A 16,644-nucleotide genomic window follows, 5' to 3' on the forward strand; every position below is an offset into this window, starting at 1 on the left:
TTGATAATACTATTTGTAGTATATATCTATTACCAGTATATTTTTTTATTCTTAAATGTTACATAAAAATATACAAAATAAAATCCGAACTAATTGAAAACAATTAGTTCGGATTTTACTTTGTACTATCATTCAAAAACGGGTGTTTTTGTTTTTTTTCCTTTGCCAAATTTATTTGATTTTCAACTAATTTGTGTTGTAAATCTATTATTTTATATTTGGCGGATTGAAGTTGAAACTTAAATTCCTTATTTTCCGATTTAAGAACTGAGTTTTCCTTCATATGTCTTTGTGCTGTTTCTTGAGTTATATCTAATTCCTCAGTAAGCTTCTGAACACTTTGCTGCAGCTGTTCTACCTGCTGATTGCTTACATTATTTTTTAACTTTAGTTGAAGCTCATTATTATATTGCTCCATATGATTAAGCTGCTTTTTTAGAGTTTCTATGTGTTCCATATAACTGCTCTGAACTTTCTCTATTTCGTTTAATTTATTAATAAGCTCCTCATATTCTTTTTGTTTTTTAAACATATCATCAACAACATTTACAGCAGAAAGAATTGCTGCTGATGATGTACTTAATTTTCTATTATTTTCTAGTATGTTTTTTACCTTTTTATCTACATAACCGGCTACTTTATGTAAATATTCTTCTCGTTCGTCACCTTTTAAATTATATTCAATGCCATTTATCTTAACCGTTACTATATTCATGTAAACACCCTCTTAGATAATTACTCTTTATTCCAATTTTTTATAATTTTATTCTATCATAAAATCTTAATGTATTAAACAGTTTATTTTTACCTAAACTTAACAAAAGGTAGTATAATATATTTCTTACATTATACTACCCTTATCATGTTAAATAAACCTTTTATCAATTTTTACTATTGTCTGTGTTGTGCTCCAAGTCTATTTTCTAAGGTTCTAACTATTTTGTCATAAACCTTATTTACATCAGCATCAGTCAAGGTTCTATTATCCACTCTATAAACCATAGAATAAGCTATACTTTTCTTTCCTTCTGGAATTTGCTCTCCCTTGTATACATCAAATAACTTAACGCTTTCTAATATATTTCCACCCTGTTTCCACATCACATCTTCTATATCCTGTACAAGTATGGCATCATCTACTAAAATTGCCATGTCTCTTGTTACAGCTGGGAATTTAGGAAGTGCCTTGTATTTTTTATCCAAATTAGCATTGCTGTATAATACATCAAGGTTAAGTTCTGCAATATAGCATCTTTCTGATATTCCATAGTTTTCTGATACATCTGGATGAACTTCCCCTAATACACCTACAAGATCCTTCTTTATATAAAGTGCTGCTGTTTTTCCAGGATGGAAGCTTGGATCCTCACTTTCTCTTTTAAAGGACGCCTTATCAATTCCCAGTGTTTCTATTATATTCTCAACTACTCCTTTTATGTGGAAATAGTCAACATCTCCATATAATCCTATAGTTACAATATTTCTTTCTTCAGGAAGCTTACTTAAATCTTCATTTGGAATATAAGCCTTACCAACTTCAAATAATCTTGCATATTCATTGTTTCTAGAGTAGTTTCTAGCTAGTGCTTCCATCATAGATGGTATAGTAGTAGTTCTCATTATACTATAGTCTTCCCCTAATGGATTTTTTATGACTACAGCATTTCTAAAACTGCTATCTTCTGGTAGACGTATTTTATCGAATACCTTAGGGCTTACAAAGGAATAACTTATAGATTGATTAATACCGCTTCCAATTAATACCTCCACTACCTTATCATCTAAATGCTGTTTTTTATTTTTTCCGCTTCTTGAACTAACACTTTCTATAAGGGTAGTAGGGATATTATTATATCCATATATTCTCGCTATTTCCTCGGCTATATCTTCCTTTATATTTACATCACACCTAAAGGTAGGAATATTAATAGCTAGAGTATCGCCATTTATCTCTGTGCCTAGTTCTAATCTATCTAAGTAATTTTTCATATCTTCTTTAGAAATCTCTGTTCCAAGGAACTTATTCACCCATTTATAATCCACTTCTAAGCTATGAGGCTGAAGTTTTTCAGGATATATATCAATAGTTCCTTCCATAATTTCTCCTGCACCTAATTCCTCAACAAGATTACATGCTCTGTCCATAGCAATTTGAGCTAAATTAGGATCTAAATCTTTTTCAAATCTTGAAGAAGCCTCTGTTCTTAAACCTAATTGCTTAGAAGAAACTCTTATATTTGTTCCATTAAAATTGGCACTCTCAAATATTACATAAGAAGTATCATCCTTAACTTCGGAATCTAAACCTCCCATTATTCCAGCAAGTCCTATTGTCTTTTCTCCATCTTTTATATTCAACACATTTGAAGTCAAAATTCTTTCTTGGCCATCTAATGTAACAAACTTTTCTCCATCTTTTGCTCTCTCAACTACTATATTCTTTGATGTTATTTCTCTAACATCAAAGGCATGCATTGGTTGCCCCAGCTCTAACATAACATAGTTTGTTATATCTACTATATTGTTTATTGGTCTTACACCGGCTTCTAAAAGTCTATCCTGCATCCAGCCTGGAGATGGTTGAATCTTAACACTTTTTATTCCTCTAGCTATATATCTTCTACATAGGCTGTCTTTTACTTCTACTTTAATTTCATTTTGAATATTATCTTTGCAGCCTACTTTATAGCCAAGTTGAGGCATTTTATAAGTCTTATTTAATGTGGCAGCAGTTTCTCTTGCTATTCCAACTACGCTTAAACAATCCGGTCTATTTGATGTTATCTCTAAATCAATTACTGCACTTGTCATATCCAAAATATCTTTTATATCTTCGCCAACAGGCGTATCCTGTGTAAGTATCATAAGTCCATGAACTGGCTCATCTCCAGCTATCCCCAGTTCTTCTTCTGAGCAAAACATCCCGTTAGAAACAGCTCCTCTAAGCTTTCCTTTTTTTATCTTTAACCCTCCATGAAGAGTCGATCCATGGAGAGCTGTCGGTACTACATCTTGCTCTTTCATATTTGTTGCTGCTGTAACAATTTGTATAGGGTCACTTTCTCCAATGTCTACCTGACATATAGATAACTTTTCTGCATCCGGATGTTTTTCTATTTTTATTATTTTCCCTGTAACAACATTCTGTATTTCATCACCTGTTGTTATAACCTCTTCAACCTTTGAGCCACTTAAAGTTAATCTATCTCCTAATTCCTTTGGTGAAATATCTATATCAACATAATCTTTTAACCATTTAACTGGAACCTTCATAATAAAATCCTCCTTTTTTAATTTTAAGTTTTATCTTTATTCGTTGGATAATACTCTCATTCTTTACTTTTAAATTATTAGAACTGATTTAAAAATCTCATATCACTTTCATATAGCTGTCTTATATCATCTAAACCATATTTAAGCATAACCATTCTATCTACACCAAATCCAAAGGCAAATCCACTATACACTTCTGGATCTATGCCACAATTTCTTAAAACCTGTGGATGAACCATTCCACAACCTAAAAGTTCTATCCATCCTTCTCCTTTACATACTCTACATCCTTCTCCACCGCACACGAAGCATGTAGCATCCATTTCAGCTGAAGGCTCTGTAAATGGGAAATGATGCGGTCTGAACTTAGTTTTTAGCTTATCTCCAAGCATCTTCTTTGCAAATGATTCCAAAGTACCTTTAAGGTCAGCAAAAGTTATTCCTTTATCAACAACTAATCCTTCCATTTGATAGAATATTGGAGAGTGTGTTGCATCCACAGCATCTGAACGATAAACTTTTCCAGGTGCTATCATCTTTATTGGAGGCTTTTGATTCTCCATAGTTCTTATCTGAATTGGCGAAGTTTGCGTTCTCAAGACTAAATTATCATTTATATAGAATGTATCTTGTTCTCCTCTTGCTGGATGATTCTTAGGAATGTTTAAAGCTTCAAAGTTATAATAATCAAGCTCTACTTCTGGGCCTTCTTCTATAGTGAATCCCATAGATATAAATATTTCTTTCATCTCATCTAAAGTCTGTTCCAAAGGATGTCTTCTGCCTAGATTTTGTCTTATGCCTGGCATAGAAATATCAATTATTTCATTTTGCAGTCTTGAATTCTTTTCTTTGTTCTTTATTTCTCTTGAAAACTCCTCTAAGGCATTTTCTATAGCTTCTCTTACTTCATTAGCCATTTTTCCAACTAAAGGTCTTTCTTCAGCGGATAGTGATCCCATCCCCCTCAATATTTGTGTCAATTCACCCTTTTTCCCAAGATATTTAACTCTGATATTTTCAAGCTCAGAGCTATTTTGAGCATTTTTTAATTCTTCAAGAGCACTATTTTTTATAGCTTCTAAATTTTCCTTCATTTTTTATTCTCCTTTCAAATTTTTATTAACAATACATATACAATGTTTTTTTACAAAATAAAAAGTTCATCCCTTTAAAAGGGACGAACTTATATCCGCGTTACCACCCAAATTGATATTGTTTAAACAATCAATATCCACTTTAGAAATTTATCGGCTTTAACCGCTAACTGCTAATTTTAATCTCACAATTAGAACTCCAGAGTGAACTTCAATATAAAAGCTTTTAAGAAGGTTTTCAGCCTCGACCTTCTCTCTCTAAAAAAACTATATATATTTACTTTCTCCATCATAGTAATATATGCAATTTTATATTTTCTTATTTTACATATTCATATTGAAATTGTCAATATAAATTTTACCTAATTTTCTATTTACCAAAATAATATGTTATATCAGTTTTTGCCTAACTGCTTCAAACATCATAATAGATGCTGCCACAGAAACATTTAAGGATTCTGCTCCACCAGGCATAGGGATTTTAATTTTAACATCTGCTATATCCATTAATTCACCGCTTATGCCACTGCCTTCATTACCTACTGCTATTATAACCTTATCATTCAAATCTACATCATAAAAATTTTTATCTGTATCTAGAGAACTACCAACTAATCTAAATCCATTGCTCTTTAAGCTCTTTACACTTTCTAAGTTTATATCGTGAATTATAGGTATATGAAAAATTGATCCCATAGTAGACCTAAGAGTTTTTTCGTTATATATGTCCACAGTTCCTTTTGTTATTATAACTCCTAGAGCCCCTGATGCGTGTGCTGTTCTTATTATTGTACCCATGTTTCCTGGGTCTTGAACTTTATCAACTAGTATATAAAATCCTTGTTTGTTTTCCGCGTCTATATTTTTATTATTTACCACCGCAACGATTCCCTGAGGAGTATCTGTACCGCTAATAATTTTTAGTATTTGATCTGTAACAGAATAAACCTTAGTGTTTTTTTGAACTTTATCTTGCATATTGAAACTTTGCCATCTATCTAAAGCACTTTCACTTACAAATACTAAAGGAACAATAAAATCAGATTGTAAGGCTTCACCTACAAATCTAAACCCTTCAATTAAAAATCTACTACTTTCAATTCTATATTTCTTATCTTTTAGTTTCTTTGTATCCTTAATCAGTGAATTATCTTTGCTTTGTATGGTTTCCAATTACATGCACTCCTATCCATTAATAACATCTAACTTATTTAGATGTTTATATGTTCCAATTGCTACTATTATATCACCACGTAGAATTCTATATTCAGGACTAGGAGCTATATCAATATCATCTTTTCTCTTTATAGCTACAATATTTATTCCATATCTTGATCTTAAATCCAATTGCTCTAAGGTCTTATTATTCCAATTTTCATTTGGTATTATTTCTGCAATACCATATTCTGATGATAACTCAATGTAATCTAATATGCTGCTTGAAACCATATCTTGAACAACTCTTATTCCCATATCTCTCTCTGGGAAAACTACTTTGTCCGCACCTATTTTATATAAAATTTTCGCATGAATGCTTGTATTTGCTTTAGCAATTACATATTTTACACCTAATTCTTTAACTAGAAGAGTAACCATGATACTATCTTCCATGTTAACGCCTATACCTATTATTGCTACATCAAAATTGCTTATTCCAAGAGATCTTAAACTTTCTTCATCTGTAGCATTTGTATGAATAGCATGGGTAACATATTCTGAAACATCTTGAACTCTCTGTTCATCGGAATCTATTGCTAAAACATCGTTATCTAGTTCATATAAAGTTTTGGCCACAGCTGTTCCAAATCTTCCAAGACCTATTACAACATATTGTTTTTTATCCACAAAATCCACCCCTATCCAATTAAAATTTTGTCCTCAGGATATTTTATTGTTCCTGGAATAGTTTTTTGAGCCAAAGATAACGCCAATGTTAAAGGACCTAATCTTCCAGCATACATAATAAAACTTAATATTATCTTACCTGGTACACTTAGGTCAGGTGTTAATCCGAGAGTTAACCCAACAGTACCAAAAGCTGATATTACTTCATAGAGAATATATTCTAATGAAGCTGGTTTCTCAGTCATACACAGTATAATTGTAGCTATCATAACAATACCTATGCCTAACGTAGTAACAACTAGAGCTCTGTAGACAATCTCTTTTCTTATTCTTCTTCCATATATCTCTGCATCTTCTCTACCTTTTATAACTGATATAACAGTAATAATTAATAAGGCTGCTGTAGTAGTTTTGATACCTCCAGCGGTAGATCCTGGAGATCCTCCAATAAACATAAGGATCATAGTTAGAAATATACCTTCTCCACTCATATCTGCAGTAGGGATAGAATTGAATCCTGCAGTTCTTGGAACAACTGCAGCAAATATGGATGATACTACTTTTCCTTTCATTGACATATTCCCTATAGTCTTAGAGTTATCCATTTCAAATATAAACATTAAAATTGAGCCAGCTACAATAAGAAATACTGTAGAAACTATAACTATTTTTGAGTGCAAAGAAAGCTTTTTTGTATCCTTGAAATAGTATATTTCTTGCCATACAAAAAAACCAAGACCTCCTATAACTATCAGTGCAGCTATAGTAAGTAATATAACTGGATTTTGTGAGTAAGGAGTCACACTTCTAAAATTACCTATTATATCTATTCCTGCATTACAAAAGGCAGAAATAGAATGAAAAATACTATAATATATACCTTTCCCCCAACCAAATTCTGGTACGAATTGAGTAGCCATAAGCACTGCCCCTGCACTCTGTACACAAAATGTGAAAATTAATAAGTACTTAGACATTTTTACTAACCCTTGTATCGTAAAAGAATTAAGTGATTGTTGTATAACAAGCCTTTCTTTAAGTGTAATTTTTCTCCCCATTAATAGCGCAATTAAAGTTGCTATTGACATAAATCCTAGTCCACCTATTTGTATCAAAAACAAAATAACAACTTGACCAAAATAGCTCCAATGAGTCCCTGTATCCAAAGTTACAAGGCCTGTCACACAAGCAGAAGAAGTAGCTACAAATATACAATCAAAAAAATTAGTATATGTACCATTGCGTGATGATATTGGAAGCCATAATAAAAATGCTCCAATCATAATTAATATTATAAAGCCTAGTGCCAGTATTTGAATTTCATTAACCTTAAACCATTTGTTAATTTTAACCTTCATATCAAATACTCCTTTTTAACATATTTGATAAAGATATAACATCATCCATGTCTTTTATATATGTATTTTGCTATTATAAAATAATATAATACAAACCAACTATTGCCATCATAATATATATTAAGTCTAATATTTATGAAAATCAATACAAACTCAAAATATAAATAAAAATGCAGCATAAATGCTGCATTTTATATAATCACTATTACGCGTTTAACTGTTTTTTAGCTATTTCAACTAATTCAGTAAATGCTTTTGGATCATTTATAGCTATTTCTGAAAGCATCTTTCTATTGATGTCGATGCCTGCAGTCTTTATTCCATTCATAAATCTTGAGTATGAAAGACCATTCATTCTTGTAGCAGCATTTATTCTTGCTATCCAAAGTTTTCTGAAATCTCTCTTCTTTAATCTTCTTCCTACATATGCATTTCTTAATGCTCTGATAACTGATTCGTTAGCAGTTTTGAATAACTTGCTCTTGCCACCATAGTAACCTTTTGCAAGCTTTAATATTTTTTTATGATATTTACGAGCATTCATAGCTCTTTTTACTCTTGCCATTTAATAAAACCCTCCTTATCGAACCTGCCTGCTATTTTGCGTAAGGCATTAATGTTTTCATTGTTTTTTCTTGAGTTTCTGAAACATAACCAGTCTTTCTAAGATTTCTCTTAGTTTTTGTACTCTTCTTTGTTAATATATGGCTTTTAAAAGCCTTCGCTCTCTTAAGCTTACCTGATCCTGTAACCTTAAATCTTTTTGCTACACTTTTCTTTGTTTTCATTTTTGGCATGATAATTTCCTCCTCTCAATTATGCTTTCTTTGGACTTAAAATTAATATCATGTTTCTTCCTTCTAATTTTGCTGCTTTTTCTACTACACAAACTTCTTCAATTTTAGCATAAAAGTTTTCTAATATTTTTTTACCTATAAATGAGTAATCAGCTTCTCTACCTCTAAATCTAACTGTTACTTTAACTTTATCTCCTGCAAGTAAAAATTTTCTTGCATTATTAGCTTTTATAGTAATATCGTGGTCCTCAATAGTTGGGCTAAGCCTAACTTCTTTTACATTAATAACTTTTTGTTTTTTCTTAGCTTCTTTATCTTTCTTAGATTGTTCATAAATGAACTTACCAAAGTCCATTATTTTACAAACTGGTGGATTGGCATTTGGTGATATCATAACTAAATCCAATTCTTTTTCTTCTGCAAGCCTAAGTGCTTCTCTAGAAGATATTACCCCCATTTGTGAACCATCGTCTCCTATAACTCTTATCTCTTTTTCTCTTATCTGTTCATTTACAAGAAAATCTTTGTTAATGATTTTCACCTCCCAGGTGGATTTGAATCTATGTACTTAAGTATATATAAAAAAGGACGGCATAAGCCGTCCTTTGAATACAACACTAGACATACTAGAACTGGATTCATATAACCTTACTAGCTGCACTGTAAGGTGAGAAACGGCTGTTTCTTCTTAACAAATGAAATTATACTATCATATTCAAACTTTGTCAACAGTTTTTATTAATCAACTGAACTTATTTTTTTATCGATTTCCTCGGAAATTTTTGCAACAAAGTCGTTCAATGACATAACTCCCATATCACCTTGTTTTCTACTTCTTACTGCTACAGTTCCGTCATTCATTTCTTTGTCTCCTAATACTAGCATGTAAGGAACCTTTTGAAGTTGAGCTTCTCTTATCTTATATCCTATTTTTTCATTTCTTAAATCAGTTTCAACTCTTATTCCGTTTTTCTTTAATTCTTTAGCAATTTTATTTACATATTCTATTTGCCCATCAGTTATATTCATTATTTTAACCTGTACTGGTGCAAGCCAAGCTGGGAATGCTCCTGCATAGTGCTCAGTTAATATTCCTATGAATCTTTCAATAGAACCAAATACAACTCTATGAACCATAACTGGTCTGTGCTTTTCTCCATCTGCTCCTATATAAGTTAGGTCAAATCTTTCTGGCATTTGGAAATCAAGCTGACAAGTTCCACACTGCCAAGTTCTTCCTATACAGTCTTTTAAGTGGAAATCTATCTTTGGACCATAGAATGCTCCATCACCTTCATTAACTCTGTATGGTAGGCCTGCTGCCTCTAATGCTTCTCTTAATCCATTAGTTGCTGCTTCCCAATCTTCATCGCTTCCCATAGAATCTTCTGGTCTTGTTGAAAGTTCAATAAAGTATTCAAATCCAAATACTTTATAGAATTCAGTTATAAGTTTTATAACATTTAATAGTTCATCTTTTATATTTTCCTTAGTTAAGAATAAGTGAGCATCATCTTGAGTAAAACATCTAACTCTCATAAGACCATGTAATGCTCCTGATTTTTCATGTCTGTGAACTAATCCCATTTCAGCATATCTTAATGGTAATTCTCTATATGAGTGTATTCCATTTTTGTAAACAAGTATTGATCCTGGGCAGTTCATTGGCTTTATAGCATAATCTCCCTCGTCAATCTTAGTGAAATACATGTTTTCCTTATAATGATCCCAGTGTCCTGATTGATGCCATAATGATTCACTTAATATTACAGGTGTCATTATTTCATCATAGTCTGCAGCTTGGTGCATTTCTCTCCAGAAGTTTTGAAGAGTATTCCTTACTATCATTCCCTTTGGATGGAAGAATGGAAATCCTGGGCCCTCTTCCTTTATGCTGAATAAATCTAATTCTCTACCTAATTTCCTGTGATCTCTCTTCTTTGCTTCTTCTAGCATCTTTATATGCTCATCAAGTTCTGCTTTCTTTTCAAAGGCAGTTCCATAGATTCTTTGAAGCATTTTGTTCTTTTCGTCACCTTTCCAGTAAGCTCCTGCTATTGAAAGTAATTTTAATGCTTTAGCTTTTCCAGTAGATGGTACATGTGGGCCAGCACATAAATCTACAAAATCACCTTGTTTGTAGAAAGATATAATTGCATCCTCTGGAAGATCTTGAATTAATTCAACTTTATAAACTTCTCCTTTTTCTTGCATTAACTTTATAGCTTCGTCTCTTGGAAGTTCAAATCTTTCTAGTTTTAAGTCTTCTTTAACTATTTTATTCATTTCAGCTTCTATTTTTTCAAGCATTTCTGGAGTGAATGAAAATTCTGCATCAAAATCATAGTAAAATCCATTGTCTACTGCAGGTCCTATAGCTAATTTAACATCTGGATATAATCTTTTTACAGCCTGTGCAAGTATATGTGAAGCTGTATGTCTTAATATCCACTTTCCATCTGCATCTTCAAAAGTTAATATTTCAAGCTTGCAATCGTCGTTAACCTCTGTCATTAATTCTGCTCTTTCACCATTTATTTTAGCTCCTAGAGCCTTTTTAGCTAATGATGTGCTCAGTTCAGCAGCAATATCTGCTACCTTTAAACCATTTTTAACTTCCATCTGTTTTCCGTCTTTTAAAGTAATCTTTACCATCGTTTTTTCCTCCTATTTTCTATTTATATTATATAAAATTAAAAATTAAACAAAATAAAAAACTCATCCCATGTATGGGACGAGTATTATCGCGGTTCCACCCAAATTCAATAGCAGTACATTACAACTTAAATAGAATACAAACATATTTCAATAGAAATATACTAGCTATTATCTTTGTACCTTTAACGCAGGCTAACGGAAATACTTACTAAGTTTCAGTACTCAACTCAAAGGTGGTTTTCAATAACACTTACTCAAAGAACCTTTCAGCCTATGGGTTCTTCTCTCTTGGAGCAGCTACTTATTTACTCTTCCTTGTCATTGTTTTTATTTTCTACATTATAGTTTTTTATCAAATATATGTCAATCATTTTTTCAAAATAAAAAAACTCATCCCATGTATGGGACGAGTATCATCGCGGTTCCACCCAAATTCAATAGCAATATATTACAACTTAAATAGAATACAAACATATTACAATAGAAATATACTTGCTATTATCTTTGTACCTTTAACGCAGGTTAACGGAAATACTTACTAAGTTTCAGTACTCAGCTCTAAGGTGGTTTTCAATAACACTTACTCAAAGAACCTTTCAGCCTATGGGTTCTTCTCTCTTGGAGCAGCTACTTATTTACTCTTCCTTGTCATTGCTTTTATTTTGTATTTATTATATTATTTAATTTAGTTTATGTCAACACAAAACTATAAATTATTCAATTATTCTAAAACTTTATACTCTATGGATGCTGCTTTTGATTTTTTTGCATAGCTTACAGTCATTGCAAAAATTAACTCTATCAGTAAATACTTTTTCTATTGTATCAATTAACTCGTTGTTTTTGCAGTTTTCAACGCAGTGAATTGTTATCTTTTCTGGTGAATTCGTTATTAGCACACTTATAAGCATATCCTCCATATTAGTGCTTTCTTTATATCTTAAATCACTTAAATCACTAAATAACTTTAATGTTATATCATTGCCATCTTCATCCTGTACTGAATACTCTCCGCTATTGTCAATTATTAAATTAATTTTACCTATTTTACTTTCTTGAACTTCTACAAAATATTTTAAGAGCTTTATAAACTCGTTATATTCCTTATCTACCATGTATTTTTCTACAACTTTATCTATTATTGATTCTAAATCTTCTTTTAATTCCTTCATTCTAAAAGTTATAAAGCCATTTATATTTATCTCTTTATTTTCATTTATACATTCAACTATTTTATCTATCACTGAATTTTTTTTATTCATGCAGTAGATCGAATTCTCATCAATTACACGTTCTTCTCCTCTTAAAGCGTCCAAGCTACTTTGTTTTATATCTTTGATTTCATCAAATTTCAAAAAGAAATATGTATCAGATAAAAAACCTAGTATATCTTTTTTATAAAATTCCTCTATAACTACATTGTATAGTATATTAGCCATATGAATGTTGAACACATTGAGAAGCTTAGGGCTAATTTCTTCGTCACAATAGATTTTTACGAAGTGAGTATTTGAATCTATGCTTTCTGAAATGCCTATATTTATATTTTTATATCTAAAGTATTCTCTGACCTTATTTATTCCATCTATGATATCTTCTCTATCATCATTGTAAACAACAGTAAGTAATAGCAATCTTCTCACTCCCTTCTTGAAATAGTATGTGTCTAAACTAAATGTATATGCAATTTTTTTTTGTCAAATATCGACAGTTGCATTATTGAAACTTTGCAGTAGAATATGTAAAATAATATAGGGTTTCGAGGTCGAAAATTAACTTTCTAGCTAGTTTTTCTATACCGATTTTCTAATATAAATATTACTTAATATAAATATTGCTTAGAAAGGATTTTAGTATGAAGTATGCTATTGTAGACTATAGAACAAGTAAAGAAGAGATTCTGAGTTTGAAAAAATTAGGTTGCGAGATACTAATTCCTCCTCCTTCTGATGCGCTTTATGAGGCTGTTTGTGGCCATCCAGATATGCTTTTACATATAGTTAATCAAAAAAACGTTATAGTACATAAGGATATGGATAATGGGTTCATTGACATATTAAAGAATTTACAATTACACATAGTCTTTTCTGAAAATAATCTTGGATCAACTTATCCTTATGATATAATTTTAAATAGTGTAAATTTGCCTAACTTGTTTATTCACAATATAAAATATACTGATCCTAAACTTTTAGAAATGGTAAATGTTAAAAAGCTTATAAATGTAAAACAAGGTTATACTAAATGTTCTACTGCAATAGTAAGTCAAAATGCTGCAATGACTAGCGACACGACAATAACTAAGGCTTTATCTAGAGAAAATATCGATGTACTTCTCCTTCCGCCTGGCGACATACTCTTACCAGGCTTAAATTATGGTTTTATTGGAGGGTGTTGTGGGCTTTTAGACAAAAATTTATTAGCTTTTTATGGAGATCTAAACTATTATGCTTATGGAAAAGAAGTTATGGAATTTTTAAAAAAACATAATGTGGAGCCAGTTTTCTTAAGAAAAGGTAAACTTATTGACAGAGGAAGTCTTTTTATAATTGAAATATAAAACTCCCCATATAAAGCTTTATATGGGGTTTTGCATTTAGTAATTTAATACTTCTATTATTTTGTTCACATCATGTTCTGAAAGTGCAGGATGTACAGGTATTGCTAATACTTCTTCACATAACTTTTGAGATACTGGGCAGTTGCTGCTAATATTCAACTTCTTGTATAAAGGTTGATCTGGTAATATTGTTGGATAATATATACCATAACCTATTTCATTTTTTTCAAGCAAATTAATTACTTTACTTCTGCTCTCTTTACATCTTATTGAAAATTGATGAAATACATGTTTAGTATTATTATTTACTATAGGTAGTATAAATCTATCTCTATTTAATTCTTTCAAATATCTATATGCATTATAAATCCTTAAATTATTAAAATAATCTATTTTTTTTAATTGTTCAATACCTATCGCTGCACTTATATTGGTCATTCTAAAGTTATACCCTAATATATCATGTTGATATCTTTGCACCTGACCATGATTAATGATTTTTTTTACAAAATCATAAACCTTCTCATCATTTGTAACTACCATTCCACCCTCACCGCAGGTCATATTTTTTGTTGGATAAAATGAAAATGCTGATACTGCACCAAAAGTTCCAACCTTTTTCTGTCTGAATTCTGCTCCATGGGCCTGGGCACAGTCTTCTATCAAAATAATATCATATTTTTTGCATATCTCCACAATCCTCTCCATATCGCATGGGTTGCCAAAAAGATGAACTATAATCATAGCCTTTATTTTTCCTTTAGTATTCTTTATAAGATTCTCCACTTTGTCTGGGTCTATATTAAATGTATCTTCTTCTACATCTGCAAATAAAGGTGTAGCACCTACATAAAGAATTGCATTTGAAGTAGCAATAAAACTAAATGGTGTGGTTATTACCAAGTCTCCTTTACCAATACCTGTACCTAACAAAGCAGCATGAAGTGCAGTAGTACCATTAGTAGTACATAGAGCATATTTACATCCTAAATAGTCTTTAAACATATCCTCAAATTTAGTTACATACTCACCGCTAGCTAGCTGTCCCTTTGACAATACTTCCATTACTGCTTTTTCTTCATCTTTAGTAATTAACGGTTTTGCAATAGGAATCAATTTATTTCCCCCTTTTAGATACGCAATTTACTATTTCTCTAGCAACTTTTAACGCTAGATACCCTGTTTCTTCATTGCTTATTGGTTTTTTCCGTTGAGTTATACACTCAATGAAATGTTGTAGTTCTATCTTTAATGGTTCTCCTTCAAAATACAGTGTTTTTTCTTTTCCAACTATATTGTATGAATTATTTTCACTAATCGAATTCTTTATATCACAAAGCTTAACTAAATCTATTTTACTTTTTATATAATCTACATGAATATTCTCATCAGAACTAGTAATGTGTAACTTTCTTATTTTTTCTTGAGATGTTCTACTGGCCGTAAGACTCGAAGTAATACCATTATTAAATTGCATCATTGCTAATACATCTTCTAAATTTTCATCATGTGACGCTGCAAATATTTTAGCTGGTTCACTATTGATCATAGAAAGAATTATATCAATATCATGTATCATAAGATCTGTAACTACATCTACATCAAAAATTCTATCATGTTCAACTTTACTAATTCTGTTTGCTGAAATAGATAGAACTTTTTTTGTTTTTAAATACTCTGTTAAATATAAAATTACAGGGTTAAATCTTTCTACGTGTCCCACCATACAAATAATATTTTTATCCTTCATATAATCAATCAACATTTTTGCTTCTTGTACCGTTGAGGTTATTGGTTTTTCTAATAATATATCCTTATTTCTTTCTATACATTTTTTTGCAATATCATAGTGAGTAGTTGTAGGGGTACATACTATCACAGCATTTACACTATCTAAAAAGCTGTTTAAATCTTCGTAATAGTTAACATCATATATCTGAGACATTTCCTTCATTGTTTTAGCATCTGCATCATATATAGATATGTCATCTACATTACTTCGCAAATGATTTAGAACTCTTAAGTGATTTTTACCCATTCTGCCTAATCCAATAATTCCAATCTTCATAGTTCTCTACTCTCCATTTTATAGTTTTTAGTATATGCTATGAACTTTGTAGAACATTTGACATACTAAAATTAATAAATTATATGATAGATTGTTAATCTTATTGATTGTCAATTAGTTGGTCTTCTGGGACATCTCTAAAGTATTTTGCAGGATTTCCACAATTAATCTTTTTTGCAGGGATATCTTTCGTTATAACACTACCTGCTGCTGCAAAAGCATCTTCACTAATTACTTTTCCAGGAAGTATAGTTGCCTGTGCTCCAATTCGGCCACCTCTTTTTACAGTTACCCCTTTAAATGAATATTCCTTACCTTTAAGTCGTGCAGCATAGTTATCATTAGAAGTTACTACACCGGGTGCAATAAAAACATAATCTTCTAACTCAGAATACGCAGTTATATACACATTTGTCTCTAATTTGCAATGAGAACCAATAACACAGTTGTTTTCTACTGCTACACCTCTACCAATAATTGTATTATTTCCCACTGATACATTTTCTCTTATGGTAGAAATATCTGCAACCAAGCAGCTATTCCCAATACTACAACCTCTATATAGTATAGCGGCTGTTCCTATTATGCAGTTATCTCCAATATTACAGCCGCTAAGATTATTATCTATTTTCAATGCACTTGTTGAAACACTCATAGGCAATTTTCCTATAACAGCATTATCATCAATTCTTACATTACTTCCTATGATCGTTCCATCATGTATAATTACACCGTTTCCAATCTTAGTATTTTGTCCTATTGTGACATTTTTGCCTATTATCGTGTACCATCCAATACTTACATTTTCTCCTAAAGAATTTCCTTCTTTTATAATCGCAGTAGTGCTAATTTCTATATTATCATTAAAATATTTCATATAAATTACCTCCAAACATTCGCTATAACACTATAATATTTATCCTCTAACTTATTTGTGTCATTGAACTATACATCTTTAATACTAAACATAATCATTTTTCTATAACAT

The 16,644-nt window shown here is 31.0% G+C and carries 15 protein-coding genes and 4 other annotated features; of the genes, 1 reads left to right on the forward strand and 14 read right to left on the reverse strand.

Annotated features, from left to right (window positions below; translation table 11 throughout):
* Positions 1 to 115 precede the first annotated feature (115 nt).
* The 11 genes from ACZ5N4_RS23345 to ytxC form a co-directional block, all read right to left on the reverse strand.
* On the reverse strand, positions 116 to 715 hold the full coding sequence (locus tag ACZ5N4_RS23345; protein ID WP_464204872.1) for a cell division protein ZapA: 600 nt from the start codon (positions 713 to 715) through the stop codon (positions 116 to 118).
* A 176-nt stretch (positions 716 to 891) separates the two neighbouring features.
* Positions 892 to 3,273, reverse strand: coding sequence for a phenylalanine--tRNA ligase subunit beta (gene pheT, locus ACZ5N4_RS23350; RefSeq protein ID WP_464204873.1), 2,382 nt, complete (start codon positions 3,271 to 3,273; stop codon positions 892 to 894).
* Between the two features lie 77 nt (positions 3,274 to 3,350).
* Positions 3,351 to 4,370: a phenylalanine--tRNA ligase subunit alpha gene (gene pheS, locus ACZ5N4_RS23355; protein ID WP_464204874.1), complete on the reverse strand. Its 1,020-nt coding sequence runs from the start codon at positions 4,368 to 4,370 to the stop codon at positions 3,351 to 3,353.
* Positions 4,371 to 4,446: 76 nt separating this feature from the next.
* Positions 4,447 to 4,672 (reverse strand) — a binding site (T-box leader).
* An 88-nt stretch (positions 4,673 to 4,760) separates the two neighbouring features.
* Positions 4,761 to 5,543: a TrmH family RNA methyltransferase gene (locus ACZ5N4_RS23360; RefSeq protein WP_464204875.1), complete on the reverse strand. Its 783-nt coding sequence runs from the start codon at positions 5,541 to 5,543 to the stop codon at positions 4,761 to 4,763.
* Positions 5,544 to 5,555: 12 nt separating this feature from the next.
* Entirely contained in the window at positions 5,556 to 6,215 is a 660-nt protein-coding gene (locus ACZ5N4_RS23365; protein ID WP_464204876.1) for a potassium channel family protein, read from the reverse strand.
* Between the two features lie 11 nt (positions 6,216 to 6,226).
* Positions 6,227 to 7,573 (reverse strand): TrkH family potassium uptake protein, encoded by a 1,347-nt coding sequence (locus ACZ5N4_RS23370; RefSeq protein ID WP_464204877.1) that lies wholly within the window; start codon positions 7,571 to 7,573, stop codon positions 6,227 to 6,229.
* Positions 7,574 to 7,778: 205 nt separating this feature from the next.
* Positions 7,779 to 8,138, reverse strand: coding sequence for a 50S ribosomal protein L20 (rplT, locus tag ACZ5N4_RS23375; RefSeq protein ID WP_178909115.1), 360 nt, complete (start codon positions 8,136 to 8,138; stop codon positions 7,779 to 7,781).
* Between the two features lie 31 nt (positions 8,139 to 8,169).
* On the reverse strand, positions 8,170 to 8,370 hold the full coding sequence (gene rpmI / locus ACZ5N4_RS23380; RefSeq protein ID WP_211143995.1) for a 50S ribosomal protein L35: 201 nt from the start codon (positions 8,368 to 8,370) through the stop codon (positions 8,170 to 8,172).
* Positions 8,371 to 8,389: 19 nt separating this feature from the next.
* Positions 8,390 to 8,911, reverse strand: coding sequence for a translation initiation factor IF-3 (gene infC / locus ACZ5N4_RS23385; RefSeq protein WP_464204878.1), 522 nt, complete (start codon positions 8,909 to 8,911; stop codon positions 8,390 to 8,392).
* A gap of 33 nt (positions 8,912 to 8,944) precedes the next feature.
* Positions 8,945 to 9,066: a sequence feature (ribosomal protein L20 leader region), on the reverse strand.
* A 42-nt stretch (positions 9,067 to 9,108) separates the two neighbouring features.
* Entirely contained in the window at positions 9,109 to 11,025 is a 1,917-nt protein-coding gene (thrS, locus tag ACZ5N4_RS23390; RefSeq protein WP_464204879.1) for a threonine--tRNA ligase, read from the reverse strand.
* 72 nt (positions 11,026 to 11,097) lie between these two features.
* Positions 11,098 to 11,359 (reverse strand) — a binding site (T-box leader).
* Positions 11,360 to 11,427: 68 nt separating this feature from the next.
* Positions 11,428 to 11,689 (reverse strand) — a binding site (T-box leader).
* Between the two features lie 73 nt (positions 11,690 to 11,762).
* Positions 11,763 to 12,662, reverse strand: a complete 900-nt coding sequence (ytxC, locus tag ACZ5N4_RS23395; protein WP_464204880.1) for a putative sporulation protein YtxC — start codon at positions 12,660 to 12,662, stop codon at positions 11,763 to 11,765.
* Between the two features lie 221 nt (positions 12,663 to 12,883).
* Here ytxC and ACZ5N4_RS23400 point away from each other — a divergent pair, with 221 nt between their 5' ends.
* A complete protein-coding gene (locus tag ACZ5N4_RS23400; RefSeq protein ID WP_464204881.1) occupies positions 12,884 to 13,588 on the forward strand; it encodes a DUF6873 family GME fold protein in 705 nt (234 codons plus the stop codon).
* A 36-nt stretch (positions 13,589 to 13,624) separates the two neighbouring features.
* Here the strand turns inward: ACZ5N4_RS23400 and ACZ5N4_RS23405 are convergent, their stop codons facing one another.
* From ACZ5N4_RS23405 to ACZ5N4_RS23415, 3 genes are all read right to left on the reverse strand, one after another.
* The gene (locus ACZ5N4_RS23405) at positions 13,625 to 14,704 is read right to left on the reverse strand and encodes a DegT/DnrJ/EryC1/StrS family aminotransferase (RefSeq protein ID WP_464204882.1); all 1,080 of its coding nucleotides are present in this window, start codon (positions 14,702 to 14,704) and stop codon (positions 13,625 to 13,627) included.
* A gap of 1 nt (position 14,705) precedes the next feature.
* Positions 14,706 to 15,656: a Gfo/Idh/MocA family oxidoreductase gene (locus ACZ5N4_RS23410; protein ID WP_464204883.1), complete on the reverse strand. Its 951-nt coding sequence runs from the start codon at positions 15,654 to 15,656 to the stop codon at positions 14,706 to 14,708.
* A gap of 100 nt (positions 15,657 to 15,756) precedes the next feature.
* Entirely contained in the window at positions 15,757 to 16,533 is a 777-nt protein-coding gene (locus tag ACZ5N4_RS23415; RefSeq protein WP_464204884.1) for a DapH/DapD/GlmU-related protein, read from the reverse strand.
* Positions 16,534 to 16,644: the final 111 nt, after the last annotated feature.

The sequence above is a fragment of the Clostridium nitrophenolicum genome (assembly GCF_055391695.1).

Coding starts and splice junctions, on each gene's coding strand:
- ACZ5N4_RS23345 (WP_464204872.1), bottom strand. CDS start 715: ATGAATATAGTAACGGTTAAGATAAATGGCATTGAATATAATTTAAAA.
- pheT (WP_464204873.1), bottom strand. CDS start 3,273: ATGAAGGTTCCAGTTAAATGGTTAAAAGATTATGTTGATATAGATATT.
- pheS (WP_464204874.1), bottom strand. CDS start 4,370: ATGAAGGAAAATTTAGAAGCTATAAAAAATAGTGCTCTTGAAGAATTA.
- ACZ5N4_RS23370 (WP_464204877.1), bottom strand. CDS start 7,573: ATGAAGGTTAAAATTAACAAATGGTTTAAGGTTAATGAAATTCAAATA.
- rplT (WP_178909115.1), bottom strand. CDS start 8,138: ATGGCAAGAGTAAAAAGAGCTATGAATGCTCGTAAATATCATAAAAAA.
- rpmI (WP_211143995.1), bottom strand. CDS start 8,370: ATGCCAAAAATGAAAACAAAGAAAAGTGTAGCAAAAAGATTTAAGGTT.
- thrS (WP_464204879.1), bottom strand. CDS start 11,025: ATGGTAAAGATTACTTTAAAAGACGGAAAACAGATGGAAGTTAAAAAT.
- ACZ5N4_RS23400 (WP_464204881.1), top strand. CDS start 12,884: ATGAAGTATGCTATTGTAGACTATAGAACAAGTAAAGAAGAGATTCTG.
- ACZ5N4_RS23410 (WP_464204883.1), bottom strand. CDS start 15,656: ATGAAGATTGGAATTATTGGATTAGGCAGAATGGGTAAAAATCACTTA.
- ACZ5N4_RS23415 (WP_464204884.1), bottom strand. CDS start 16,533: ATGAAATATTTTAATGATAATATAGAAATTAGCACTACTGCGATTATA.